The sequence below is a fragment of the Paenibacillus sp. IHB B 3415 genome (genome assembly GCF_000802655.2).
Lineage (GTDB): Bacteria > Bacillota > Bacilli > Paenibacillales > Paenibacillaceae > Paenibacillus_AQ > Paenibacillus_AQ phytohabitans.
In genome coordinates this window covers 1-24,063 of the sequence record NZ_JUEI01000077.1, presented here as the reverse complement: position 1 = coordinate 24,063, position 24,063 = coordinate 1, and the positions used below count along the sequence as shown (strand labels likewise).

Genomic DNA, 24,063 nt, shown 5'->3' with positions numbered 1-24,063 from the left:
GTGCGGCCGGCCCGGCCGCGCCGCTGATCCGCCGAGGCCTTCGAGACCGGCACCGTGGTCAGCCGCGGCATGCCGGTGCGCGGAGAGAACACCTGGGTCCGTCTTAGACCCGTGTCAATCACCGTGCGCACACCTTCAATCGTCAGACTGGTCTCGGCGATGGATGTCGCCAGAACGACCTTGCGTTCTCCCGGTACAGCCGCCGCGACCGCTGCATCCTGCATCTGCTGCGGCAGCTGGCCGTAGAGCGGACGCAGCACAGTTCCCTCCGGAAGACCACCGGAGGCCAGCTCCTGCTCCGTCCGGCGGATCTCCCGTTCGCCCGGCAGGAAGACCAGTACATCCCCCGGCTGCTCGGCAAGTGCCCGGCGCACGGCAGCCGCTGCCGCTATCTCTGGATAAATCTTGTCGGGGCCCGGTACATACACCGTTTCAACCGGATAAGTCCGTCCCGGACAATTGACTACCGGCGCCCCGCCAAGCAGAGCCGATACCCGCTCACCATCCAGTGTCGCCGACATCACCAGAATGCGCAGATCCTCCCGCAGCACACTCTGCGCTTCGAGCGTCAGCGCCAGCCCCAGATCAGCATGCAGGCTCCGCTCATGAAATTCATCGAAAATCACGAGTCCGACATCACCAAGCGCAGGATCGCTTTGCAGCATTCTAGTTAGTACGCCTTCTGTAACAACAACGATACGCGTATTCCTGCCTACCCTGGTATCCATCCGCATCCGGTATCCGACCGTCTGGCCGACCGTTTCACCGAGACAGGAAGCCATATAAGCCGCCGCCGAACGGGCTGCTAGACGCCTGGGCTCCAGCATGAGAATGGTTTTGCCGGCCAGCCAAGGCTCGTCCAAGAAAGCCGGCGGGGTCCCTGTTGTCTTACCCGCTCCCGGCTCGGCGATCAGTATTGCCGCGGTAGTATCTGTAAATATTCTTTTCAGGTCAGGGAGCACCTGCATAATTGGAAGCTGCTTCATTTCATCTCTCCATCATCCGCTACAAATTAGGTATAATTGGAATTAACATACTTTAATCAGCTATATCCATTTCATTATCATGGGCGAAACCGGCCCGGATATCAAGGAGTTCAGCCATATGAAGATTATAAAAGTGATCAGACTCATTTCTATGTCAGTTTTGGCGTTAAATGCACTAAGCGGGTGTACGCCCAAAGATACCGCCAGCTCCCCCGCTTACGCCAGCAGCCAGACCTCTATTCCTGCCGTGCATCCCGTCCCGGAGCTTAAGCCCGTCTTTTCGCCGGAAACCCGGTCTGCCGCAATGTCCGTCTCTTCAGGGGACAAAGTTCAGCAGCAGCTGCAATTCGTCTTTAATCATGGTTTTCTTCTGCGCGACGGTAGCCTGGAGACACAGGTTCCTTCTAATTATAGCTCCGCGGATACTGAACTGTCCCCTCATACGGAATTGAAGCTTGAGATACTCTACGCTTCTGCCGCGGATACAGGCACGCAGTCATTCCTTCTCGCAAGCATCATTTGGCCCACTAACAGTATCGGCAGTACTTTGGAGCAATGGCTGTATAGTTATGAACCCGGGAGAGGCTTCACCCTGCTGTGGTCACTGGCAGATGAGCAGCCCGCTGCAGCGGCCACACAGATGGACGGGTACACCCTGCAAGTCAAGCTGGCAAAATACGGACTGACGCAGAATCTACGATTGCTGGATGAAGATATCCGCCGCTTGAAGATCAATTCTTCTCTGCCGAATCCGCTCAGCCAGTCTGATCTGATAGATATAGGTACACCTACTGCTTACAGCCTGCAAGAGAACGGAACAGCTCCCTCCTCATCATGGATTGTTAAGAGACTGATCAATCTCGAATCCCCGCCCTTCATAGTCGGGAATCTATATACTGAGTTTGAGCTGAAGGGCGGGTCTGCCAGCGTGAACCGGGCATTCCTCTCCAGTTATGCCAATCTGGCAGAAGGGGTTGTCCTTGACCGCATACTGATAGACAAGCTCCACCTTCCGTCAGACTCCGCAGAACTCCGTTCTGCTTTAGCCCAAGCTTCTAGTCTTGATACGAATCAGTTGGTCGAGGCGGTCCTGGCACTCGCCGAGCAAGGCATTATCCACGAAGAGCGCGGTTTCTATATCTATACTCCTCTGCCGTAAAAACTCTTCAATGTAATATAGAAAACAGCCCCCAGTTCTTCAAACCGGAGGCTGCTCCTACATATTCCTTACTCGTCCATTCCTTCAAAGCGCTGCCGGATCTTATCGCCGTAATCCATATAAGCCGCACTGCGGTCCAGTCCGCGTTCCTGCAGCAGGACCTGCAGACGCAGGCGCTTGAGGGACAGCCTGGATTCCAGCTCCTTGCGTTCGCCGCTAGCGCTGTTCCCGCTGCGATGGCAGGCTGCCAGCAATTCTTCCAGGGTTACACACTCCGCACGCAGCGATACTTCTTCGGGCAGCAGCCCGGCATTCTTCATGACCTTATAGGACATCCGCAGATCCTCAGGCACTCCCGAGAGATCCTCCAGTTCCAGCGGCTTGCCATGCCCAGGCAGATTAGCAAACTCTCCGCTGCGCATGGCCTCCTGAATTCTCTGTTCTGCAAGCCAAGATAATATAGCCATTACACACCGCTCCATTCGCCAGCACCTGCTGTTTGCCCTTATTTTAGCACAGGCACTGATGAAATTCATTCCCGGGTTACCTTCTGCTTATGATAACCCCGCTCCCCGTATGGAGACAGCTGCTCCAGCCATTTGTTCTCCAGCTCCGGCAGCATTTTGCGGTATTTCTTCAGCTCCTGTACATCTGCCACGAAATCTTCTTCAGGCTTAATCTGCTCCAATACCTCAAAACGGAATCCGGCCTCACCATATTTATTCCAATCGGCCTGCAGCTCCTTGTTATCATGGTTGTTGATATCCAGCATGAACTTATGCTTGTTCCAGACTCCGTCGAGATTCAGGCTGCTTCCTACATACGCTTTGTCGTTGCCGGTATTTACAATTCTGTATACCCCCATCGGCCTGTGCGAGTGCGCATAATTATATCCCAGCTCTTTGCGTCTTGATTTGTCCATTCTCTTGTCTCTCCTTCATATCTGCGCTAGTCTATGTTCTCCCTTAAACTGCGCTATAATTTCACCCAGTAGCTGCTTCCGTCATCTTCGCGGTCCAGCAGTCCGTAATCGATCAGGTAGCGCCGCAGCGTCACATAATCGGGATAAGCCGATTCCAGCACGGCGTTAATTTCTTTCTCGCTGTACTGACGTCCCGTCTCAAAACGCTGGATCAAATGCCGCAGAATTGCCGCTTTGCGTTTCTGTTTCTTCGGGAACTCTGATAAGGGGCCGTCCAGGCCCTGTTTGAAATACGCACCCAAGATCTCGGTATTCTCCTGTTCAGTAATGGCGAACCGTTCATCAACCATCACAGCCGTACGCGGAATACTGACAAAAGGGGATGAAGCCCCCGGCTTCTCTTCGGCCAGCTCCATTACAGCCAGGAACAGCCTGGCCTGCTTCACCTTCTCCCTAAGGGTGAACCGGTGATTGCGGACTGTAGACGTGCTGCCGATTCCCAGCTCTTTGGCAGCCTCAGCGTCACTGAGACTTTGACGGAAGGCCTGCAGCAGACCCTTCTGCAGCTCCGTTAATCCGGTCAGCTTCTTATCCAGCGTAAGCAGCCAAGTGAACATCCCCCCATGCGTACTCTCTACATGCAGGGCTGCGAACCTCTCAGCTTCATAGAATCGGTCCCCATCCTTATAAATAATACCCTTCTCGAATTGCTTACCGCAGACCAGACACTGGAACACAGCCAGGTGTCCGTCACCTTCACAGGTATAGCCCTGCTTCAATTCTGCAATAGAAGCATTCCAGAATTTCTCCGAAATTCGGATTGCTTCATTTCCTTCCGACAACTGGATCACCACATTCTTTGTTTGTTTTTATATAGACATAATATCATTACGTTTGTTATTTTACAACCATCTAATTAGATTGTTTGTTTAAAAAACAAAAACACCGCCAATCCTGGCAGTGTCTCTGTATCCCGGCTGTGGGTATTTGATTATTCGTTCTATAATGAATCCGAGGCTTGTTTCAGCAAGGAGGACAGCAGTTCATAATCGACAGTCTTGCCCTCAGGCAGCTTGGTTGTCAGACGGTCCCCGCTTCCCGCTTCGAATTGGCCTTCAGGTACCTCCAGCGCTGCTGCATTGAATATGGAGAAGCTCACCCAGCCTTTGGCGGTGGAGATTACAGCTGCATATTTCCCGTTTTTGAGAAAATGCGGTTTGCCATACTGAATCCGTTCCGTCACGTCAGGGATAGTTTCGTGAATCACTTGACGCAATTTAGAGCATATCTCCGCTTGCCAGGGTGCTTTGATTTGAGCAATGAACTTTGTAACCTCTTCGTTCATGGAATCACCTTTTTCTGGAGGATGTGATGCAGGCTCTTACGGTTTGGCTATAGCAGCAATATCCCGGTTCTCCACAATATCACGGTCATGGCCCCGGCTCACAATATGAATCATGGCCAGTCCAATTTCCTGCAGAGTCACGGCATACCCCGGAAATAAGGCGCGAAGCACGGGGTACATCCATCCAATAGCATAATAATATTTATGTGTGCGGGTCAAGCCCGGAGTAGGCCGGATAAACCCCGGACGAAAGAAGTAGGTTCCCCGGAACGGCAGTTTGCGCAGATCATTCTCTGTCTTGCCCTTCACTCTGGCCCACATACTGCGCCCTTGTTCTGTACTGTCCGTTCCTGATCCGGTCACATAGCAGAAGACCATTTCCGGATTCAAGGCAGACAGCTGCCGGGCCACATGCATCGTAAGATCATAGGTCAGCCTGCGGTATTCCTCTTCCTTCAACCCGACCGATGATACCCCGAGGCAGAAGTAACAGGCATTATAGCCCGCAAGTTTCCCGCTGATGCTGCTGAGATCATAGAAATTCTCATGGATTATTTCGGTTACTTTAGGATGCGAAATTCCGGAGGGACGGCGGTTGATCAGCAGTATCTGTTCCACCTGAGGATGCGTAAGGCATTCATGCAGCACGCCTTCACCCACCATACCGGTAGAACCGGTAATGATTGTACGAATTTTGCCTCCTGCTGTTATAGGTTGGGATGATCTCATATATTCGCCTGCTTTCTGTGTAACAGCCTGCACAACTGACTTCAAGGCTATATCAGCCCGCTCAGTCTCTTTACGTTTGATATCATCATCGCGGTTAGTCCATTCAATTATAATAAAGCGGTCACATAAAAAACAACCCTGTCCAGATCACCGGATCTTCGGACAAGGTTATTTTCTACAACCTATTTATACAAGCTACTCAAGATAACAATGACTCCGCTCCATCTATAACAATCTGCGCACCTGTAATATGGATCGACTCATCCGAAGCCAGGAACGCCACCAGATCAGCCACATTCTCAGGTTTACCCGGACCGTCTGCGAGCGGCTGTGCACCTTCGGGGAATTCAATCGGAATCACAATCGATTCCACATCCTCATTGAACTCTGTGCTTTCATCGATATTCGTGGATATTGCTCCCGGGCAAATGACATTCACGCGGATTTTGAACTTGGCCAGCTCCAGCGCGGCCATCTTGGCAAACGCCACTTGGCCTGCCTTGGTTGTACTGTATGGTGACCAGCCGAAGCTGGCGAATCTGCTGTTGCCGTTAATCGAGCTGGTGATAATGATGCTGCCTTTGCCCTTCTCCTTCAGGTGGGGAATGCTGTATTTCAACGTCAGGAACGTACCCGTCAGATTGACTGATATGGTTTTCTCCCAATCACTCAGGCTCAGCTCCTCAATCGGACCGACCGCTCCGTTAATGCCGGCATTCGCGAAGACAATATCAATCCCTCCGAAATGCTCCACGGTCCTGCGCACCGCTTCTTCCATCCGCACGGCATCCGAAGTATCCACATCAAGGGCTAATGCGCAGTCTTTGCGCTGCTTGTTCAGCTTCTGCTCCAGGATCGAGGTACGTTCATTCACCAGATCGAATAAGGCCACATTCGCACCTTCACGCGCCATCTGAATCGCGGCCGCTCTGCCGATCCCCGAGCCCGCACCTGTAATTATGGCTGTTTTCCCGAGAAAACGCTGCTTTTTAGCTATATTTGGGCTCATATGTACTCTCTCCTTCCGTATCGTCCATCTTCATGAGAATGGCTCTGTTTCAAGATTACCCATTTGAGCCTGGATTATAATCATTTTATGCAAAAATTGCACAAAATTTGTGCAACTTGCACAGGTTAATCACACGATCACAATAAGAAAGGACCCCACCTTTGTGAGGTCCTGCCTGTTGTCTTTAATTATCCAGCCGACGGACATCCACTTTAACTGTAAGGGTGCCCGCTACCCCGCGGTAGACGCCTTTGACCGGAACAATATCCTTGTAATCCCGACCATGTCCAAGCTTGATATACCGCCAGCTGACTTCAACATTATTGGTCGGATCGAAGCCCAGCCAGCCCGTTCCCGGAATATGGGTCTCTACCCAGGCATGCGAGGCCTGCTCGAAATTGGCATTGCCCCCCTGCAGATCGCCGACAAAATGATACCCGCTCACATAACGCGACGGCAGCCCTACACTGCGGCAGACGGCAATCATCAGATGCGCATAATCCTGACAGACCCCGCGTTTGAGCTTCAGCGCTTTTTTGACCGTTGTGTTTACGCTGGTCGCTTCAGGGTCATACGTGAACTGTTCATAGATCGTTGAGGAGAGCTTCTTGGTCCACTCATACATATCCTCGGCTTCCTCAAAAGGATGCTGTGAAGCAAACTCCACCAGCTCAGGCGTCACCTCGGTATACCTTGTCGGCAGAATAAACTCCACATAGCGGTTCTGGAACTTCTCGTCATTAAGCAGCTTTACCTGCTCCTCCAGCGGGATATGCGGCAGGTCCGCACCCTGGGCTTTGTCGAGCGTCACCACCGTCGCTTTGGTATGAATCACCATCTCCGTATGCGGCTTGTTCACTGAATAGGCATGGACGCGGTTGCCGAAGAAATCTTCATAGGTCAACAGATTGGCCGGCGGATGCACCTCCACCTCATGATGGTAACAGGATTGGCGGTAATTGGTGCGCGGCGTCAGTCTGACCTCATTGACACTGTCCGTCACCGGCTCCGAGTAAGTGTAGGTTGTCGTGTGATTGATTTGGATCTTCATACCGAGACTCCTTCACGGCGAAAAAATGCACCCTCCATCGTTTTGCCGAGCTTCTGGCAGGATAACATCAGAGCCTGCAGAACATCCTCGACCAAGTCACCGGACATTTCTTCCTTCTCCATATAGTCCAGCTCGGCTTTGATCTTCCCCGCCTGGCGGATGACCTTCTCATGCCCCGAGCCCTTCTCGGAGCTATCCAGCTCCAGCTTAGCCAGATGCTCCTCCAGCTTATGGAAGGAGAATCTTATGGAACGCGGGAAATGCGGATTTACAATCAGGAATTCCAAAATGCACTCCGGCGACATATCATCCGCGTAATACCGGCGGAATGCCTGATACCCGCTCACCGATTTCAGCACCGCTTGCAACTGCGTATAGATTGAATTGATATCCTTCGATTTGCAGGATACCGTTACTGCCTGAAGAATACGCGTTGTATTCTCGGCCCGTTCCAGGAACCGGCCGCTTTCAATGAAATGCCATTCGTTCCCGCGAAGCATCACCGACTGTTCTGCTCCGAGGAACATGGCGGCGCGTTCTTTGATCTGCTGATAGAACTGGTGGGGGCTGCTCATAATATCTGCTACCGACTGCTCGCCAAGCCACAGATTGAAGCTGTTGGCTATATCCCACAGCTCACTGGGCAAATGCTGGCGCAGGGTGCGCAGATTGTTCCTTGCCTGATGCACGCAGGAGAATAATGAATTCGTATTACCGAGATCCAGTGTGATGAAGGACAGCACATCCTGCTCGGCGAAGCTCTCGAATTGCTGCAGATATTCATTCCGGACACCAAGCGCATCAATCAGCCTCGACCACTTATGGCCCTCCGCCTGGAAATCCTCTTCCTGTTGAATATGATAATGCACATCGATCAGCCTTGCATGATTCTCGGCCCGTTCTATATACCGGCCAATCCAGAATAAAGCCTCCGCATTGCGATTCAGCATCGTAGCCACCCCTTCACCTTACATATTGATGCTGCATTATTGGTGAATCCATATCACGTTAGGCCATTACCCAAGTGTCCTTCACTCCGCCGCCTTGTGATGAGTTCACGACCAGCGAGCCTTCGCGCATCGCCACCCGGGTAAGACCGCCGGGAATCACATGGGGCTTGCGGTCAGCCCCCATCAGCACGAACGCTCTAAGATCAATATGGCGCGGCGCCATGGACGCTCCCGACAATACCGGTGCACGGGACAGCGACATTATGGGCTGGGCGATATACCGCTCCGGTTCCGCCAGAATTTTGAGCCGGAAATCCACCAGATCCTGCTTGGTCGCCTCGCTTCCGATCAGCATGCCGTATCCGCCGGAGAGCGAGGTCTCCTTCACCACCATTTCGGACAGATTATCCAGCACGTACTGCCGCTCCTGCGGCCGGGATAACAGGTATGTCGGAACATTGCCCAGAATCGGTTCTTCATTGAGATAATAACGGATCATATCCGGCACATACACATACATGGCCTTGTCATCTGCGACGCCGGTTCCTGGTGCATTGGCAATTGCGATATTCCCGGCACGGTAGGCATTCATTAAGCCGGCAACCCCAAGCAGTGAGCTGGGCTGAAAAGCCAAAGGATCGATGAAATCATCATCCAAACGGCGGTACAGTACATCTACGCGGCGCAGGCCATTCATTTCCTTCAGGTAGATCTTGTGGTCCTGGGCTACCAGATCCCGTCCTTCTACCAGGTGGATTCCCATTTGCTGAGCGAGAAAAGCATGCTCGTAATACGCGGAGTTATATTCGCCAGGGGTCAGCAAAGCGATCACCGGATCTTTGGTGCGCGAAGGGGAGAGGCTGCGAAGCACCGACAGGAACCGGTTCAGGCTGTGATCCACATCGCGGATAGAGCTGGCGAACGATAATTCGGGAAAGAGCTGGTTCATAAGGGATCTGCCTTTGAATAAATAGGAGAATCCGGAAGGCGTACGCAAGTTATCTTCAAGCACATAATACTCACCGTCATGATGGCGGATCAGGTCGATCCCCGAGGTAGTAACGTACGCACCGCCAGGGACCCGAAGTCCAGTCATTTCCGGCCGGAAATAGCAGTTAGATATAATCATCCGCCGGGGTACAATCCCGTCCTTCACGATATATTGCTCATGGTAAATATCATGAATGAACAGGTTAAGTGCTGTAATCCGCTGCATAATGCCTGCTTCAAGCCGCTCCCATTCTGCCTTTGGAATGATCCGTGGAATCATGTCGAAGGGAATTGTCCGCTCCATCGGTTGATCCTGTGCCGGGTTGTAGAGTGTAAAAGTAATGCCTTCTTCCATCATCCGACGCTGCATCAGCTTCTGCTTGCCTTGCAGCTCTTCGGGGCTCATCCCGGAAAACATGCGGTTCACATGCTTGTAATGAGGCCGGATACTCCGTTCATCGGCATACATTTCGTCGTAAAAATGCTGCAATGGATACGGAGCTACACCGGGCAAAGGATCTAGTTTGGACATGAGCCCGACTCCTCTCGGATCAGTGTAATGTGTAAAGTTTATTGACAAATTAGCTTACTTTTTAGAAATTTATCATGAAAATATTAAATACTAACTTCATAATACGTAAATGATAATGTTCATGTCAATATATATAACAGCAAAATGGAGTTTATGAACCATCCCGCATGATTGGAATCGCTTCCTTTCTCTTAAAGGTGCTTTGGAGGCGTGCTAATGAGAATCATACATCAAATTGTATGCAGGAGCGTTGACAAGCAGTACTATTATGAATTTTTCATATAATGTTTTTTTATAGTGATTTCGGTAAAACAACAGCCGTTCCTTCTATTTAAATGTGGGCGGGCTGCTTCATGACTTAAAAAAGTGTGTTCGATCGCTTCATGCCTTAAAGAAGTGAGTGGGGCTGCTTCATGCCCATCACCTATGATGCGGACTGAAATTCAGCTATTCTTGCAAATTCCGGCGATTTGCGGAGCATTCGGACTGAGAATCCCTTATATGACTTCTGACGCCTCATTTTCAGCTCAAATGAACAGGATAACGGAATCTCAGTCCGCTTCACTATCATTAAGCGGTTTTTTCAGGAAATAAGCTCCTCTCAGGCCGCTCCCCATACTGGCTGCAGCTTCCTCTTACCTCCCACTTCCACTCCCCCCATGAAGCTGGTTCTTCGTATGCTATACTTCCTTATTTCCGGATTTCCGGATTTACTGATTTCCTAATTTCCTAATTTCCGGATTCATCAATGCCGTTTTCACAATTCATGCAGTCTACAGTTTCCCATACAAAAAAGCCCCCGGGGCATTTTCGCTCCCTGGAGGCCTAATAGATTACGTTCATACTGATGCAGCAGGAGTTGAGACCCCGGATATTACGCTTGTCCTTCGGTCTCTTCCTCTTCGGAGATCATGCCTGCGAACAGGGCATGCACGAACTGGTCGGAATCAAACGGCTGGAGGTCTTCTATCTTCTCACCCAGACCCACCAGCTTCACCGGCAGATTCATCTCCTGGCGGATGGCTACTACAATTCCGCCCTTCGCGGTACCGTCCAGCTTAGTCAGCACCAGCCCGGTCACGCCGCTCTTCTCTCCAAACAGCTTGGCCTGGCTCAGTGCATTCTGGCCGGTCGTTGCATCCAGCACCATCAGTACCTCATGCGGGGCACTCGGTATTTCGCGCTGAATGACCCGGAAGATTTTGTTCAGCTCTTCCATCAGATTGCTCTTGTTCTGCAGTCTGCCGGCGGTATCGCAGATCAGTACGTCTACGTTACGCTGCTTGGCAGCCTGTACCGCATCGAACATAACAGCTGCCGGGTCTGAACCTGCCTGCTGCTTGATCACATCCACGCCGGCGCGCTGGCCCCAGACCTCAAGCTGTTCAATTGCTCCCGCACGGAAAGTATCGCCTGCCGCCAGCAGCACCTTCTTGCCTTCCTGCTTATAACGGTGCGCCAGCTTACCGATCGTCGTAGTCTTGCCGACCCCGTTCACACCGACAAACAGAATCACTGTAATCCCATCCGGATTTTCCTTGAGGCTATTGTCGTCATCACCGCGTAACAGCTCCATCAGCTTGCGGGAGAGAATCGGCTGCAGCTCTGCAGCATCCTCGATTCGCTTCTGCTTCACTTCGACGCGCAGCTCTTCCACCAGATTCATTACTGTATTAACGCCAACATCGGCACCAATCAGAATCTCTTCCAGCTCTTCATAGAATTCTTCATCTATCTTTTTGCGGCGGATGATCAGATCAGAGACCTTCTCAACGAAGCCCTTGCGGGTCTTCTCCAGGCCGTCGCGGAACTGTTTCGTTACGCTTTCCGTTTTACCGGAGATGCTTTCTTTCAGTTTCTTAAAAAAACTCATATTGTTCCTCCTAAATTTTTGTAAGGATCAACTCCATAGATTTCGCTTCGTACAAAAATAACTTCGTAAGCCTAAGCTTAAGTTTTATGAAGCGATACTGCTTAGAATTACTCCGCAATAAAACTCACTTCGTAAGCATCTGCCTATCAGGCGATTTCCGCCTCATCATCCTCCAGCCGCACCGACACGAGCTTGGATACGCCGCCTTCTTCCATGGTCACGCCATAGAGAACATCGGCTTCCTCCATCGTTCCTTTGCGGTGGGTGACTACGATAAACTGCGTCTGCTCCGAGAACTCGCGCAGATATTGGGCGAAGCGCACGACATTGGCTTCATCCAGCGCCGCTTCCACTTCATCCAGTACGCAGAACGGCACCGGCTTGACCTGAAGAATCGCGAACAGCAGGGCCATAGCGGTCAATGCGCGTTCCCCGCCGGACAGAAGCTGCAGGTTCTGCAGTTTTTTGCCCGGAGGCTGGGCGACAATATCAATCCCCGTATCCAGCATATGCTCCGGATCAAGCAGCATCAGGTCTGCCCGTCCACCACCGAACAGCTTTGAGAATACCGTGCCGAATTCACGGCGGATAGCATCAAAGGTCTGCTTGAAGCGTTTGGACATTTCCTCTTCCATCTCATGAATGACATGATACAGCGTAGTTTTGGCTTCGACCAGATCATCTTTCTGTCCGCTGAGGAAGGTATAGCGTTCATGCACCCGCTGATACTCTTCAATGGCGCCCAGGTTCACCTCACCCAGTCCGGAGATGCTGCGCTTCAGACGCTGTACTTCCATCTGCGCTGCAGGCACATCCTCGGGAACCGGATAACGCTGCTTAGCCAGCTCATAGCTTAGTTCATAATCATCGCTCAGCTTGCGCAGTATATTATCCAGCTCTACATCCAGCCGCCCGACGGCAACCTCCGTTGAACGGAGCTTGTCTTCAACCACTTTAAGCGCCTGCCGCTGGTCTTTTGTCTCTCCTTCGGCCAGCTCCAGCTTGCGAGAGATCGCGGTGCGGTCGGCACGGGCCAGGTCGAGCTTCGCTGAGGTATCTTCCTTCTTAAGCCGTAAGCTGTTCACATCTTCCTTCTGCTTCACAGCTTCGCGTGTATTCTCTTCCAGATCCTGCTCGATGGTCATCAGCAGGCTGCGGCTCTGCCGCAGCTCTTTCTCCTGCGAGCCGGCATCCTGTCTCATACGCCGCAGCTGCTCCTCCAGGGAGAATATCTCCTGGTCTAGCTTCCCTTCCGTAACCTTCATGCCTGTCAGCTTACCCTGCAGCTCTTCCTTGGCGGTTTCATTTGCCTTACGGTCGGATTCGGCATTCCGGATGGCCTCGTGGGCTTCCTTCTCTTCCTTCTCCAGCCGTGCAAGCTCCGCCTCCGCCTGCTTGCGGGTCTCTTCGAAGCCGCGGACCTCATTCTCGAATCCGCTGCGCTCTGCGCCTGCACCCTCTACCTGCTCCTTGACGTGGCGAAGCTCCTGCTCCAGCTGCTTCAGATCACCGGATACCCGCTGCTCTTCCAGACGTTTCTCGTCACCGTCATGCCGCAGCTCTTCCAGCTTCAGCGCCGCTTTATCCTGCTCGGCGCGCAGACGGAGGATTCCCTGCTTCAGCTTGGCGATCTGCTGCTCGCTCTCTTCAATCTCGCCGAACAATTGGTCCAGCTGCCGTTTGCGGCTGAGCAGACTGTTGTTCTTCTTATGCTGGCTGCCCCCGGTCATCGAACCGCCGGCATTGACAACATCACCTTCAAGCGTTACGACTCTGTACCTGTATTGGCATTTGGCTGCAATGCGGTTCGCCTGCTCCAGGCTCTCAGCGATAACCACATTCCCCAGTAAACTCCCTACAATGTTAGAATACTTCTCTTCAAAACCAACCAGCTCAGAACCGATCCCGACAAACCCCTCGGCACCTTCCACCATACTGCGGTCACTGCCGGTAATCTGCCGGGGCCGGATCACATCCAGCGGCAGAAAGGTCGCCCGTCCAAGCTGGCGCTGCTTCAGGAAAGCAATCGCTTGCCGGGACACAGCTTCGTTCTCCATAACAACATGCTGCAGTGAAGCGCCCATGGCCGTCTCGATAGCCATTTCGAGCTTCTCCGGAACGGAGATTAGTTCAGCAACCGCGCCGTGTACACCGGTTAACTGTCCTTTGCGTGCACCTTTCAGCACTTCCTTAACCCCAAGCATGAATCCGTCAAAATCATCCTGCATTTCCTTCATCGTCTCATGCCGGGAGACCTGGGCTTCGCGTTTCTGCTCCCATTTGCGCAGGCCGCTTTGCGTTTCCTCCAGCAGCTTCTGCCGCTTACCGGTCTGCTCGCTCTCCGTAATGTACGCACCGCGCAAAAGGCCGATTTCCTTGCCGAGTCCGGCAATCTTATCCTTAAGCCCGCTCTGGGCAGAGGTCAGCTCCTCCAGCCGGGCTGTCCATTTGCCGCTCTCTTCCTGGCTGCGGCTCATCCGCTTCTCCAGGCTCTCCTTCTGCTGATCCGCATAGCGGATTTCATTGCGCGCCTGAGCCATCAGGTTCATCAGCTCGAGCAGCGCGCTCTTCAGCTTCTCTTCCTTACTCTGGCTGATACCCCCGGCAACACCCTGCAGCCGGGATTCTTCATCAGCCAGCTGCAGACGCAGTTCCTCCAGCGCCTGCCGGGACTGCTTCAGCTTATGCTCAAGCTCCGCCAGCTCGCGCTGCCGTCCCTCAGAACGCTCCCCTACAGAACCCAGCGTCTGCATCAGCTGTTCGCGGTTGTTCTCCAGGTTGCGGCGGCGTTCCTTCAGCAGCTCTCCGTAGCCTTCGCTCTTCTCATTCGCTTCACTGTAATGCAGCAGCTGCTCCTGCAGCTTCTCCACTTCCTGCTCCAGGCTCCGCAGCTCGGCACGGCCGCTCTCCAGCTTGGCGTCATGGGCGGAGACTACTGTCGACAGCTCCAGCTGTTCATCCTTCAGCAGCTCAAGCCGGGCATTCCCCTCCTGCCAGGCCGTATGTATGCCTTCAATCTGATGCACATATACGGAGATTTCCAGATGCTTCAGCTGCTCACGCAGTTCCTTGTAACGGATTGCCTTCTCAGACTGATCCTTCAGCGGCCCCACCTGATCCTCAAGCTCACTGATCAGGTCATGAATCCGCAGCAAATTCTGCTCGGTCTCGTCCAATTTGCGTCCGGCGTCTTTTTTACGTGATTTATATTTAACAATCCCCGAAGCCTCTTCAAAAATCCCCCTCCGGTCTTCAGAACGGGTACTGAGTATCTCTTCAATCCGGCCTTGTCCAATAATCGAATAAGCCTCGCGGCCGATCCCGGTATCCATAAACAGCTCTGTGATATCCTTCAGCCGGCAGGCTTGCTTATTGATTAAATATTCACTTTCTCCGCTGCGGTGCACACGGCGGGTAACCGTAACCTCGCTGAAATCCAGCGGCAGTACATGATCCTCATTATCCAGCGTAAGGGAGACCTCGCCGTAATTGACCGCTTTGCGGGCGTCACTTCCTGCAAAGATAATATCCTCCATTTTACCGCCGCGCAGTGATTTGGCACTCTGTTCGCCAAGCACCCAGCGTATGCCGTCAGAAATATTACTTTTGCCGCTTCCGTTCGGGCCGACTACGGCCGTAATTCCGCGCACAAATTCCATTTCCGTTTTGTCGGCAAATGATTTGAAGCCCGCTAATTCAATCCGTTTCAGAAACATAACTCGCCTATCACCTCTAACCCATTATACCATAGCGTTTCCTTGCCTAGAATCGTCAAACTCCAATCCGGGCACCCTGTTACATCCTTCATTTCGAAAAAGAGCAGCAAAAGTCTGACTTCCGCCTAAACGCCGGCATTCAGACCATTGCTGCTCTACTCCGCTTGCTCAGCTTTGCTGTTCAAGTCTACCTCAGGCACCGTCTTCCTTCAGACGCAATAACGCCGCTGCCGCTGCCTGCTGTTCCGCTTCCTTCTTGGAACGGCCGCTGCCGCTGCCCAGCGATCGGCTGGCCATGAACACTTCAGATACGAATTCGCGCTCGTGCGCCGGTCCGCGTTCTTCAATAATCCGATATTCCAGCGTACCCATGCCATGATGCTGTATCAGTTCCTGAAGCTCTGTTTTGAAATCGCTCATCTGCATTTGCAGCTTACCATCGGTTTCGACCAGCGGGAAAACGTGATTATCCAGAAACTTCCGGGCCGTTTCCAGTCCCTGATCGAGATAAAGCGCTCCCACGAAGGCTTCAAACACATCGGCCAGCAGAGCCGGGCGGGTACGCCCGCCCGTAAGTTCTTCCCCTTTACCCAGCAGCACAAACCGTCCGAAACCGAGCGTCTCGGCAAACCGGACCAGCGACGGCTCGCATACAATAGCGGCACGCAGCTTGGTCAGTTCCCCTTCAGGCCTGTCCGGGAGCAGATTGTACAAGTATTCGGACACCGTAAGCTCCAGCACAGCGTCACCCAGAAATTCCAGACGCTCGTTGTCCTGATGCTGATTGAAACGGTGTTCGTTCACATAAGATGCATGGGTAAAAGCCTGCTTCAGAAGTACAGGATCGTGAAATTGGATTTGAAGTTGGCTTTGTAACTGCTTCAGGTCTCCTTTCACTGCACTGTCCCCCTACTTATTATATTTTTTGAGTATAACAGTCGCGTTATGGCCTCCGAATCCGAATGAATTCGACATCGCGATATTTAGATCCGCTTTGCGGGGCACATTCGGAACATAATCCAGATCACAATCCGGATCAGGGTTGTCCAAATTAATCGTAGGAGCAATCATGCCCTTCTGCAGCGAAAGACCGCAGATAATCGCTTCCACACCGCCGGCAGCGCCAAGCAAGTGGCCTGTCATTGATTTGGTGGAACTGATTGCTACCTTGTACGCGTGCTCACCCAGAGCTTTCTTCACAGCCGCGGTTTCCGACTTGTCGCCTACCGGTGTAGATGTACCATGCGCATTGATGTAATCGATATCCTCCGGATTAATTCCGGCATCGCGGATCGCCATCTTCATGCAGCGTGCTGCACCGTCAGGATCAGGCTCCGTCATATGATGGGCATCGGCACTCAGGCCATAACCAATCACTTCGGCGTAAATCTTGGCTCCGCGTTTCTCTGCATGCTCCAGAGATTCGAGAATCAGGATTCCTGCGCCTTCACCCATAACAAAACCGTCACGGTCAACATCGAACGGGCGGCTTGCCTTCTGCGGCTCGTCATTGCGGGTGGACATGGCTCTCATTGCACAAAAGCCTGCCATACCTGTAGGACGGATGGTTGCTTCTGCACCGCCGCAGATCATCGCATCCGCATCACCGCGCTGGATCAGGCGGAAGGATTCGCCAATGGAATGGCTGCCTGTCGCACAAGCGGTTACCGTCGTTGTATTCGGACCTTTGGCACCGAGATTGATCGACAGCTGGCCGGAGCCCATGTTGGCAATCATCATTGGAATGAAGAACGGGCTGACCCGTTTCGGGCCTTTTTCCAGCAGCAGATTGTGATTGTCTTCCCAAGTACCCAGACCGCCGATACCGGAGCCGACAGAAACGCCGATACGCTCAGCATCGATATCTTCACCAATCTTCAGTCCGCTGTCCTTCAGGGCTTCTTCGCCGGCAGCAACCGCAAATTGCACGAAACGGTCCATCTTGCGGGCTTCCTTACGGCCGAAACGTTCCTCAGCATTGAAATCCTTGACCGAAGCTGCGATTCGCGTAGTATATTCACTGACATCAAAAGCTTCAACAAGAGATACTCCGGATGTACCGCTCATCAGACTGTCCCAGAACGTTTCCAGATCCTTGCCCAGCGATGTCATCACTCCCATACCTGTAACAACCACTCTTTGACTCAAACGCGTTCACCCCATCTGTAGGCTGTATATACTTCTACAACATGTAAATGTATTCCGGCCAGAAGTCTATATAAACTGCAGTCGCCGCAAAATTAACCAATCTGCGGTTCTGTTATTTTCCCCATAAAGATGCTCATGCACCCTTTGCTGCTGTCTTAAATTACCTTAAAATGAGGAGAAGTCCCGCCCTGGCAGGAACGGGACCCTCAATCATATGACTCTAGGTATGAGATTGTATGTACTTCACAACTTCACCCACGGTCGTAATACTCTCTGCATCTTCATCAGAGATTTCCATATCGAATTCATCTTCCAATTCCATAACCAATTCTACTACATCAAGAGAATCAGCACCTAAATCATCTTTGAAAGACGCTTCTAATGTTACCTCAGCTTCATCGGCACCTAAGCGGTCGATGACAATGCGTTTTACACGCTCCAATACATCGGACATCCGGTTCACCTCCTCTTTTGGTATTATACGAGATATGAAGTCAAAATACCATAGAGCACAAAAAACGCTTTCTGGCCGCCTCTGCTCTCTTCCCCCGTAATGATCTAACGCTAGCGTTACCTTACATGTACATTCCGCCATCCACATGAAGTGTCTGGCCTGTCATGTAGGCTGCCCCTTCCGAGGCCAGGAATACCGCCGTATTAGCAATGTCCTCCGCCCGCCCAAGCTTGGCAAGGGGAATACCCTTAACCAGCTCACTGCGGACTTCATCGGACAGCTCACGGGTCATATCGGTATCGATGAACCCTGGCGCAATGCAGTTCACGGTAATTCCCCGTGAAGCCAGCTCGCGTGCCGCGGATTTCGTCATCCCGATAACCCCTGCTTTGGCAGCCGTATAGTTCACCTGACCGGGATTACCCGTCACACCCACGACAGAGGAAATATTGATGATCCGGCCGTAACGCTGCTTCATCATCGGACGTGTCGCTGCCTTCAGGCAATTGAACACACCCTTCAGATTCGTCTCGATGACCTGGTCGAATTCTTCCTCTTTCATGCGCATAATCAGATTATCCCGGGTAATGCCGGCATTATTCACAAGAATATCAATTTTCCCCCAAGTGTTAATAACCTCTTTCACGAGGTTCTCCGCCTGTTCGCTGTTACCGACATTCCCTTGCAGAGCAATTCCTTCCGAGCCCAGCTCCTGAATCCGGGCTACAGTTTCCTCTGCCGCCTGAAGGCTGCCCGAGTAGTTCACGGCAACCTTCACGCCCTGCTCCGCCAGTGCCAGTGCAATTGCGCGGCCAATCCCCCGGGAACCGCCGGTAACAAGGGCGGTCTGACCTTTGAGTGCTGCAAACATTTCCAGTTGTCCCCCTTCAATAATCATGCCGCTATTCTCATGCCAAGCGGATTACCAGCCAGTCTGAGCGCTCTCAAGGCTGTTGATATTCACGAGCTTAACATTCTTGTCAATTTTGCGGATCAGGCCTGCCAGCACGCTGCCGGAGCCGATCTCTACAAAAGTGTCCACGCCGTCTGCAATAAGCCATTCCACGCTGTCCTGCCAGAGTACAGGAGAGAATACCTGCGCTACCAGCAGATTACGGATCTCTTCCGGATCCGTAACCGGGGCAGCTGTGACATTGACGATTACCGGCATAACAGGAGTATTAAAAGTTACTTTCTGCAGCTCTGCAGCCAGCTGTTCAGCGGCTTCCTTCATTAATGAGGAGTGGAACGGGCCGCTGACCTCCAGCGGAATTGCCCGTTTGCCGCCTGCTTCCTTAACACGCTGCACCACTTCATTCACGCCAGCCACGGTGCCGGAAACCACGATCTGTCCCGGGCAGTTGACGTTAGCCAGCTCAACGGAATTGCCAGCCTCTGAAATACTGCGGCAAAGTTCCGTGAGGGCTGCACGGTCTGCGCCAAGTGTAGCAGCCATAGCCCCTTGTCCTCCTGGTACAGCTTCTTCCATGAATTGTCCGCGCAGACGTACCAGCCGCACTGCATCCTCATAAGAGAGGACCCCGGCGGCTACAAGAGCGCTGTATTCACCCAGACTGTGACCTGCTACATAATCAGGCGTTACACCTAAATGCTGCAGAGCTTCCAGATAGGCCACACTGGCTGTAACCAATGCCGGCTGTGTATTGACAGTCTGCTTAAGCTCGCTCTCAGGTCCTTCAAATATAAGCTTGCTTAGCGGAAATCCAAGTACTTCGTCACCCTTTTCAAATACTGCACGGCTCTGCGGCAGGGCTTCATATACATCCTTACCCATACCAACTGCCTGTGCACCCTGACCGGGAAAGACAAATGCGATTTTACCCATGATGCTAAAAGCTCCCTTCCCGTTAACAGCGGCTCCTCCCGCCTTACGCCCGGATAGAACCGCTTCGTTCTGTTAGTAATGCCCTGTTCTTTACCAGATCAGTACGGAAGCTCCCCAGGTGAGTCCGCCGCCGAAGCCGACCATAAGCACAGTGTCGCCTTCCTTCATCCGGCCTTCCTCTGCTGCTTCCACAAGTGCCAGCGGAATGGACGCCGCTGAAGTATTCGCATATTTATCCACATTGATGACGCATTTCTCAGGCGGCAGATCCAGACGCTGCATCGCCGATTGAATAATCCGGATGTTGGCCTGGTGAGGCACGAACAAGTCGATATTCTCCTTGGTCAATCCCGCTTTGGTAAGCACACGTTCCGTAGCAGTGCCCATAACGCGCACTGCGAACTTAAATACTTCACGGCCGTTCATATAGATGAAATGCTTCTTGTCTTCTACCGTCTGCTGGGAGGCCGGCAGACGTGAACCGCCTGCTTCCATCTTGAGCAGGCTGCCGCCGGAACCTTCAGCGCCAAGATCGAAGGACTGGAAGCCGCGGCCTTCCGGAACTTCACCTACAATGACTGCGCCGGCACCATCGCCGAACAGCACACAGGTATTGCGGTCTGTATAATCCGTGATGCGCGACAATGTGTCCGCACCGATAACAAGCGCATTGTTATACATTCCGTTCTGGATAAAGCCGGTTGCCGTAGCCAGACTGTAGACGAACCCGGAGCAGGCTGCCGACAGGTCAAAGGCCGCAGCCCCCTTAGCGCCCAGCTTGTCCTGAAGAATACAGGCTGTGGATGGGAAAGTGCTGTCCGGTGTAACTGTGGCCACAATAATAAGATCAAGCTCTTCCGCCTTCATACCAGCGGATTCCAGTGCCTTCAGCGCTGCTTCATAAGCAAGATCGGAGGTGGCTTGTTCCGGAGCGGCAATATGCCGTTCCCGGATTCCTGTACGGCTGACAATCCATTCATCGTTTGTGTCGACGATCTTTTCCAGATCGCTGTTGGTCAATATTCTTTCGGGTACATATTTACCTGTACCAATGATTCCTACCGGACGTAATTGTTTCATATCGTCACTCACTTCCCGCTAATTTCTCTGGATATACTGGCTACCAGATCCGCCTGCAGCGCAATCCGGGCCTGCCTTACCGCATTCTTCACCGCGTTGCCATCGGAGGAACCATGCCCCTTCACTACGAGACCGCTAAGACCGAGCAGCGGCGCTCCGCCGTGCTCCTTATAATCCATTTTGCCCTTAAGACTTCTAAGCTCCGGCATCAGTATGGCTGCGCCCAGCTTGGTCTTAAGCGACTTGCTGAATTGCTCCTTCAACAGAGAGAACATGGCTCCTGCCGTTCCTTCCAGTGTCTTCAGAAGGATATTGCCGGCAAAGCCGTCGCAGACCAGCACATCGCAGGCTCCGGTGAGCACATCCCGTGCCTCCACATTGCCGACAAAATGAATCCCTGTCAAAGCTTCAAGCAGCGGATAAGCTTCTTTGGTCAGCTCATTCCCCTTGCCCGGCTCTGTCCCTACGTTCAGCAGGCCTACCCGGGGCTTCGCAATACCATGCACCTTATTGCGGTATATGCTGCCCATCAGGGCATATTGGGCCAGATGCTGCGGCTTGGCATCCATATTGGCACCCAGGTCCAGGGCTAATACGCCGACATCATCCAGCGTCGGTATCATCGCCACCAGGGCAGGACGTTCTATACCCTGCATTCTTCCCACAACCAGCAGCCCCGTAGTCATAAGTGCTCCGGTATTGCCTGACGAGATCATGGCATCGGCTTCACCTTCGCGCACCATCCGTCCGGCGACTACCATGGACGAATCCTTTTTACGGCGGACCGCCTTCACCGGCTCCTCATCGGAACCGATCACATCCCCCGCATGACGCACCGTCACATTAGACGGCTTGTTCTTCAGCAGCGGCGCAAGTCTGGCTTCATCACCGACCAGCACGATCTGCGTATCACTCCACTCCGCAGCTGCAGCCAGGGCCCCTTCTACATTACACTCAGGAGCATTATCCCCGCCCATGGCATCAATGGCGATCAGCACTCCGGTTTCCCCCTTCGCTGTACTCTTCAATTGCAGAACGGTACACTACAAAATGGCCTTGAAATACCAGTTCTTCTCCAACATATGTAAACACGTCCACCTCAGCTTTGCCGTTCCGGCCCGCAAGCGAGCGTACCTGCGCTTTGGCGATACATTTCTCACCCAGCCGGACCATGCGCACGAACCGGATATCGGCTGAAGCGGTCAGGGCAATTTCATCATTGATAACAGCAACTGCCAGCGAATTCGCCTGGCCGAAGACATAATGGCCGCGGGCAATCCCGTTTCTGGAGAAGACATGCTCTTCACGGATCTCAAAAATAGAAATCCCGCTCCGGTCCAGCTGCAAATCGACTATGTCACCAACCACTTCGTCAACAGGCAGGGAGCGGACCTGATCATAGGAGTGCTCTGCCATTTGCTTCATCCGTTCACGCAGCTCCGGAATCCCCAGCTCCATCCGGTCCAGCCGGATCGTCTGAATGCTCACCTTCAGCTGGCGGGTCAATTCCCGGTCCGTTACAAAAGGATTACCTTCTATGATTGAGAGCAGCTGCTGCTGCCGTTCTTTCTTGGACAACCGTTCGATGGCGACTCACCTCCTGGCACATGCCTCTAATGAAAAGCATCCGGCCGCAAGAGTGGCCGCTTGTAGTTATAACTCTCTGTTCTTAATTAACAATTAGAACCAGGTACTAATATGTAGTATAAAGCATGACGCCGCAAAAATAAAGCTTTGACTTGAAAACCCGCGCAAACCCGCGGCGGACTTGGGGAAACGGTGCGAGAATTAGAAGGATAAACTATCATGTGAAGCATATAAATTCATATATCCCCAAAAAAATAGCACTTCACCGGCAGATGAAGTGCTACTCTTATATGCAAATATGCAAACTATTGTTTGATGATCTCTCTTGCTTTGTAGGTTCCGCAAACTTTGCATACGTGGTGAGCCAGTTTCAGCTCTCCGCATTGTTCACATTTCACCATACCTGGAACCACCAGTTTAAAGTGAGTACGACGCTTGTCACGGCGTGTCTTGGACGTTCTGCGTTGTGGTACTGCCATGTTAATCAACCTCCTGATTTTGGTTTTGACCCGTTATAACCCGGGATTTGTTCTTAGTTATCTTGCTTGGTAAAGAATCCTTTCAACCCAGCGAGTCTTGGATCGATCACTGTGTTGTCGCAACTGCAGGTGCCTTCGTTCAAGTTCTGTCCGCATTTCTGACAAAGACCAAGACAGTCTGCCTTGCACAATACCGAATCCGGTAAGTGCAGTACGAAATTTTCTTCCACATAGGGGATAAGATCCACAATCTCATCCTTGATGTAAATGAGTTCCTCACCTTCATCTTCCGGAAGAATTGGCTGTTTAAGCCACTTGAAAGTCTCAGCGAAAGGAATGTTCAGCTTACTGTTAACCTCCGTGAGACAACGTGAACATAACATGTCCACTTCTCCACTCAGTGTTCCCACCACGTTCACACTATCGGTTCCCGCGGGCAGCGCTTTAAGGTCTACTGAGAGTGGTGCAACAGCAAGAATATCCTTGCGCCCTTTGACAACCTCACTGACATCCACAACATCGTGGAGGACCAGGGGCTCGTCGGCATTCGCTAATTTGCGAAAGTGAATGTTCATAGTTATCACTCCAAACAAACAAAATTTATTATACCTATTATTACCGGACTTTGTCAACCATTTTTCCTTTATATTGTTTCAGGGACAGAGACAATTTATGATATACATAAGTTAAATGCAAGAAATCTGCAAAAACGGGAAGGAATGAGCCTGAACCCGGAACCCCAATCGTCAGATATCCCAGAATAGGGCGTGAAGCAAACGTGACAACTGTAGGCATTATAGCCGAATATAACCCTTTACATAACGGGCATGTCCACCATTTCAGCGAGGCCAAAAGAATCTCTGGAGCCGAAAGCTCCATCGTCATCATGAGCGGCCCGTTCACCCAGCGCGGCGAGCCGGCTGCGGTCAGCAAGCGTGCCCGCACCGAGATGGCGCTGCATATGGGCGCCGACCTCGTGATTGAGCTGCCGGTGGCGTATGCCGTCCAGCCGGCGGAATGGTTCGCCTTCGGAGCGGTATTCCTGCTGGAGGCGACCGGCGCCGTCGACAGCCTGTGCTTCGGCTCCGAAGCCGGCACTTTGGGCGCGCTGCTGCCCCTGGCCGGATTCCTGGCCGAGGAGAGCAGCGCGCTTAAGGATGAGATCCGCGCGCGCATGGCGCAGGGCGCGGGATTCCCCGCCGCATAC

24 protein-coding genes are annotated in these 24,063 nt (G+C 52.4%); 2 read left to right on the top strand and 22 right to left on the bottom strand.

Annotated elements, in window-relative coordinates:
• The coding region (locus QW71_RS28715) for a helicase-related protein (RefSeq protein ID WP_039307453.1) at positions 1-986 on the bottom strand (986 nt) is incomplete at its 3' end.
• A gap of 118 nt (positions 987-1,104) precedes the next feature.
• Here QW71_RS28715 and QW71_RS28710 point away from each other — a divergent pair.
• A complete protein-coding gene (locus QW71_RS28710; RefSeq protein ID WP_039307449.1) occupies positions 1,105-2,145 on the top strand; it encodes a hypothetical protein in 1,041 nt (346 codons plus the stop codon).
• A 68-nt stretch (positions 2,146-2,213) separates the two neighbouring features.
• On the opposite strand, the gene QW71_RS28705 is transcribed toward QW71_RS28710, so the two are convergent.
• The 21 genes from QW71_RS28705 to QW71_RS28605 form a co-directional block, all read right to left on the bottom strand.
• Positions 2,214-2,612 (bottom strand): DnaJ family domain-containing protein, encoded by a 399-nt coding sequence (locus QW71_RS28705; protein ID WP_039307447.1) that lies wholly within the window; start codon positions 2,610-2,612, stop codon positions 2,214-2,216.
• A 65-nt stretch (positions 2,613-2,677) separates the two neighbouring features.
• Complete coding sequence (locus QW71_RS28700) at positions 2,678-3,067, bottom strand: GIY-YIG nuclease family protein (protein ID WP_039307445.1); 390 nt, start codon at positions 3,065-3,067, stop codon at positions 2,678-2,680.
• 53 nt (positions 3,068-3,120) lie between these two features.
• Entirely contained in the window at positions 3,121-3,915 is a 795-nt protein-coding gene (locus QW71_RS28695) for a DUF2087 domain-containing protein (protein ID WP_083442771.1), read from the bottom strand.
• Between the two features lie 152 nt (positions 3,916-4,067).
• A complete protein-coding gene (locus tag QW71_RS28690) occupies positions 4,068-4,412 on the bottom strand; it encodes a DUF1801 domain-containing protein (RefSeq protein WP_039307442.1) in 345 nt (114 codons plus the stop codon).
• Between the two features lie 36 nt (positions 4,413-4,448).
• Positions 4,449-5,141: an epimerase gene (locus tag QW71_RS28685; protein ID WP_039307457.1), complete on the bottom strand. Its 693-nt coding sequence runs from the start codon at positions 5,139-5,141 to the stop codon at positions 4,449-4,451.
• A 199-nt stretch (positions 5,142-5,340) separates the two neighbouring features.
• Entirely contained in the window at positions 5,341-6,150 is an 810-nt protein-coding gene (locus QW71_RS28680; RefSeq protein WP_039307440.1) for an SDR family NAD(P)-dependent oxidoreductase, read from the bottom strand.
• Between the two features lie 184 nt (positions 6,151-6,334).
• Entirely contained in the window at positions 6,335-7,201 is an 867-nt protein-coding gene (locus tag QW71_RS28675) for a transglutaminase family protein (protein ID WP_039307438.1), read from the bottom strand.
• Complete coding sequence (locus QW71_RS28670) at positions 7,198-8,151, bottom strand: alpha-E domain-containing protein (RefSeq protein WP_039307436.1); 954 nt, start codon at positions 8,149-8,151, stop codon at positions 7,198-7,200. Before QW71_RS28670 ends, QW71_RS28675 begins: the two co-directional genes overlap by 4 nt.
• A 58-nt stretch (positions 8,152-8,209) precedes the next feature.
• The gene (locus tag QW71_RS28665; RefSeq protein ID WP_039307434.1) at positions 8,210-9,673 is read right to left on the bottom strand and encodes a circularly permuted type 2 ATP-grasp protein; all 1,464 of its coding nucleotides are present in this window, start codon (positions 9,671-9,673) and stop codon (positions 8,210-8,212) included.
• A gap of 874 nt (positions 9,674-10,547) precedes the next feature.
• Positions 10,548-11,546, bottom strand: a complete 999-nt coding sequence (gene ftsY / locus QW71_RS28660; RefSeq protein WP_039307431.1) for a signal recognition particle-docking protein FtsY — start codon at positions 11,544-11,546, stop codon at positions 10,548-10,550.
• A 146-nt stretch (positions 11,547-11,692) separates the two neighbouring features.
• Complete coding sequence (smc, locus tag QW71_RS28655) at positions 11,693-15,262, bottom strand: chromosome segregation protein SMC (RefSeq protein WP_039307429.1); 3,570 nt, start codon at positions 15,260-15,262, stop codon at positions 11,693-11,695.
• Between the two features lie 192 nt (positions 15,263-15,454).
• Positions 15,455-16,159 (bottom strand): ribonuclease III, encoded by a 705-nt coding sequence (gene rnc / locus QW71_RS28650; protein WP_039307426.1) that lies wholly within the window; start codon positions 16,157-16,159, stop codon positions 15,455-15,457.
• 12 nt (positions 16,160-16,171) lie between these two features.
• Positions 16,172-17,410: a beta-ketoacyl-ACP synthase II gene (gene fabF, locus QW71_RS28645; protein WP_083442770.1), complete on the bottom strand. Its 1,239-nt coding sequence runs from the start codon at positions 17,408-17,410 to the stop codon at positions 16,172-16,174.
• Positions 17,411-17,630: 220 nt separating this feature from the next.
• The gene (locus QW71_RS28640; RefSeq protein ID WP_039307421.1) at positions 17,631-17,864 is read right to left on the bottom strand and encodes an acyl carrier protein; all 234 of its coding nucleotides are present in this window, start codon (positions 17,862-17,864) and stop codon (positions 17,631-17,633) included.
• 121 nt (positions 17,865-17,985) lie between these two features.
• Positions 17,986-18,735, bottom strand: coding sequence for a 3-oxoacyl-[acyl-carrier-protein] reductase (gene fabG, locus QW71_RS28635; protein ID WP_039307455.1), 750 nt, complete (start codon positions 18,733-18,735; stop codon positions 17,986-17,988).
• A gap of 51 nt (positions 18,736-18,786) precedes the next feature.
• Positions 18,787-19,710, bottom strand: a complete 924-nt coding sequence (fabD, locus tag QW71_RS28630) for an ACP S-malonyltransferase (protein WP_039307419.1) — start codon at positions 19,708-19,710, stop codon at positions 18,787-18,789.
• A gap of 90 nt (positions 19,711-19,800) precedes the next feature.
• Positions 19,801-20,790: a beta-ketoacyl-ACP synthase III gene (locus tag QW71_RS28625; protein WP_144026103.1), complete on the bottom strand. Its 990-nt coding sequence runs from the start codon at positions 20,788-20,790 to the stop codon at positions 19,801-19,803.
• Positions 20,791-20,798: 8 nt separating this feature from the next.
• Positions 20,799-21,788: a phosphate acyltransferase PlsX gene (gene plsX / locus QW71_RS28620; RefSeq protein WP_039307414.1), complete on the bottom strand. Its 990-nt coding sequence runs from the start codon at positions 21,786-21,788 to the stop codon at positions 20,799-20,801.
• On the bottom strand, positions 21,772-22,368 hold the full coding sequence (fapR, locus tag QW71_RS28615; RefSeq protein WP_039307413.1) for a transcription factor FapR: 597 nt from the start codon (positions 22,366-22,368) through the stop codon (positions 21,772-21,774). The genes plsX and fapR overlap by 17 nt, the downstream gene beginning before the upstream one ends.
• 314 nt (positions 22,369-22,682) lie before the next feature.
• Entirely contained in the window at positions 22,683-22,856 is a 174-nt protein-coding gene (gene rpmF / locus QW71_RS28610; RefSeq protein ID WP_019911234.1) for a 50S ribosomal protein L32, read from the bottom strand.
• A gap of 53 nt (positions 22,857-22,909) precedes the next feature.
• Complete coding sequence (locus QW71_RS28605; protein WP_039307410.1) at positions 22,910-23,431, bottom strand: DUF177 domain-containing protein; 522 nt, start codon at positions 23,429-23,431, stop codon at positions 22,910-22,912.
• 203 nt (positions 23,432-23,634) lie between these two features.
• Between QW71_RS28605 and QW71_RS28600 the strand changes: the two genes are divergently transcribed.
• Positions 23,635-24,063 (top strand): nucleotidyltransferase family protein (locus QW71_RS28600; protein WP_039307409.1); only part of this gene is annotated, 429 nt, incomplete at its 3' end.

Excerpts from the sequence above, each read along its gene's own strand:
- fabG (WP_039307455.1), bottom strand. The coding sequence starts at position 18,735 with ATGTTTGCAGCACTCAAAGGTCAGACCGCCCTTGTTACCGGCGGTTCC.
- QW71_RS28685 (WP_039307457.1), bottom strand. The coding sequence starts at position 5,141 with ATGAGATCATCCCAACCTATAACAGCAGGAGGCAAAATTCGTACAATC.
- rpmF (WP_019911234.1), bottom strand. The coding sequence starts at position 22,856 with ATGGCAGTACCACAACGCAGAACGTCCAAGACACGCCGTGACAAGCGT.
- QW71_RS28665 (WP_039307434.1), bottom strand. The coding sequence starts at position 9,673 with ATGTCCAAACTAGATCCTTTGCCCGGTGTAGCTCCGTATCCATTGCAG.
- ftsY (WP_039307431.1), bottom strand. The coding sequence starts at position 11,546 with ATGAGTTTTTTTAAGAAACTGAAAGAAAGCATCTCCGGTAAAACGGAA.
- QW71_RS28690 (WP_039307442.1), bottom strand. The coding sequence starts at position 4,412 with ATGAACGAAGAGGTTACAAAGTTCATTGCTCAAATCAAAGCACCCTGG.
- QW71_RS28680 (WP_039307440.1), bottom strand. The coding sequence starts at position 6,150 with ATGAGCCCAAATATAGCTAAAAAGCAGCGTTTTCTCGGGAAAACAGCC.
- QW71_RS28640 (WP_039307421.1), bottom strand. The coding sequence starts at position 17,864 with ATGTCCGATGTATTGGAGCGTGTAAAACGCATTGTCATCGACCGCTTA.
- QW71_RS28710 (WP_039307449.1), top strand. The coding sequence starts at position 1,105 with ATGAAGATTATAAAAGTGATCAGACTCATTTCTATGTCAGTTTTGGCG.
- QW71_RS28700 (WP_039307445.1), bottom strand. The coding sequence starts at position 3,067 with ATGGACAAATCAAGACGCAAAGAGCTGGGATATAATTATGCGCACTCG.
- fabD (WP_039307419.1), bottom strand. The coding sequence starts at position 19,710 with ATGGGTAAAATCGCATTTGTCTTTCCCGGTCAGGGTGCACAGGCAGTT.
- QW71_RS28605 (WP_039307410.1), bottom strand. The coding sequence starts at position 23,431 with ATGAACATTCACTTTCGCAAATTAGCGAATGCCGACGAGCCCCTGGTC.
- QW71_RS28625 (WP_144026103.1), bottom strand. The coding sequence starts at position 20,790 with ATGAAACAATTACGTCCGGTAGGAATCATTGGTACAGGTAAATATGTA.
- QW71_RS28675 (WP_039307438.1), bottom strand. The coding sequence starts at position 7,201 with ATGAAGATCCAAATCAATCACACGACAACCTACACTTACTCGGAGCCG.
- QW71_RS28670 (WP_039307436.1), bottom strand. The coding sequence starts at position 8,151 with ATGCTGAATCGCAATGCGGAGGCTTTATTCTGGATTGGCCGGTATATA.
- smc (WP_039307429.1), bottom strand. The coding sequence starts at position 15,262 with ATGTTTCTGAAACGGATTGAATTAGCGGGCTTCAAATCATTTGCCGAC.
- QW71_RS28705 (WP_039307447.1), bottom strand. The coding sequence starts at position 2,612 with ATGGCTATATTATCTTGGCTTGCAGAACAGAGAATTCAGGAGGCCATG.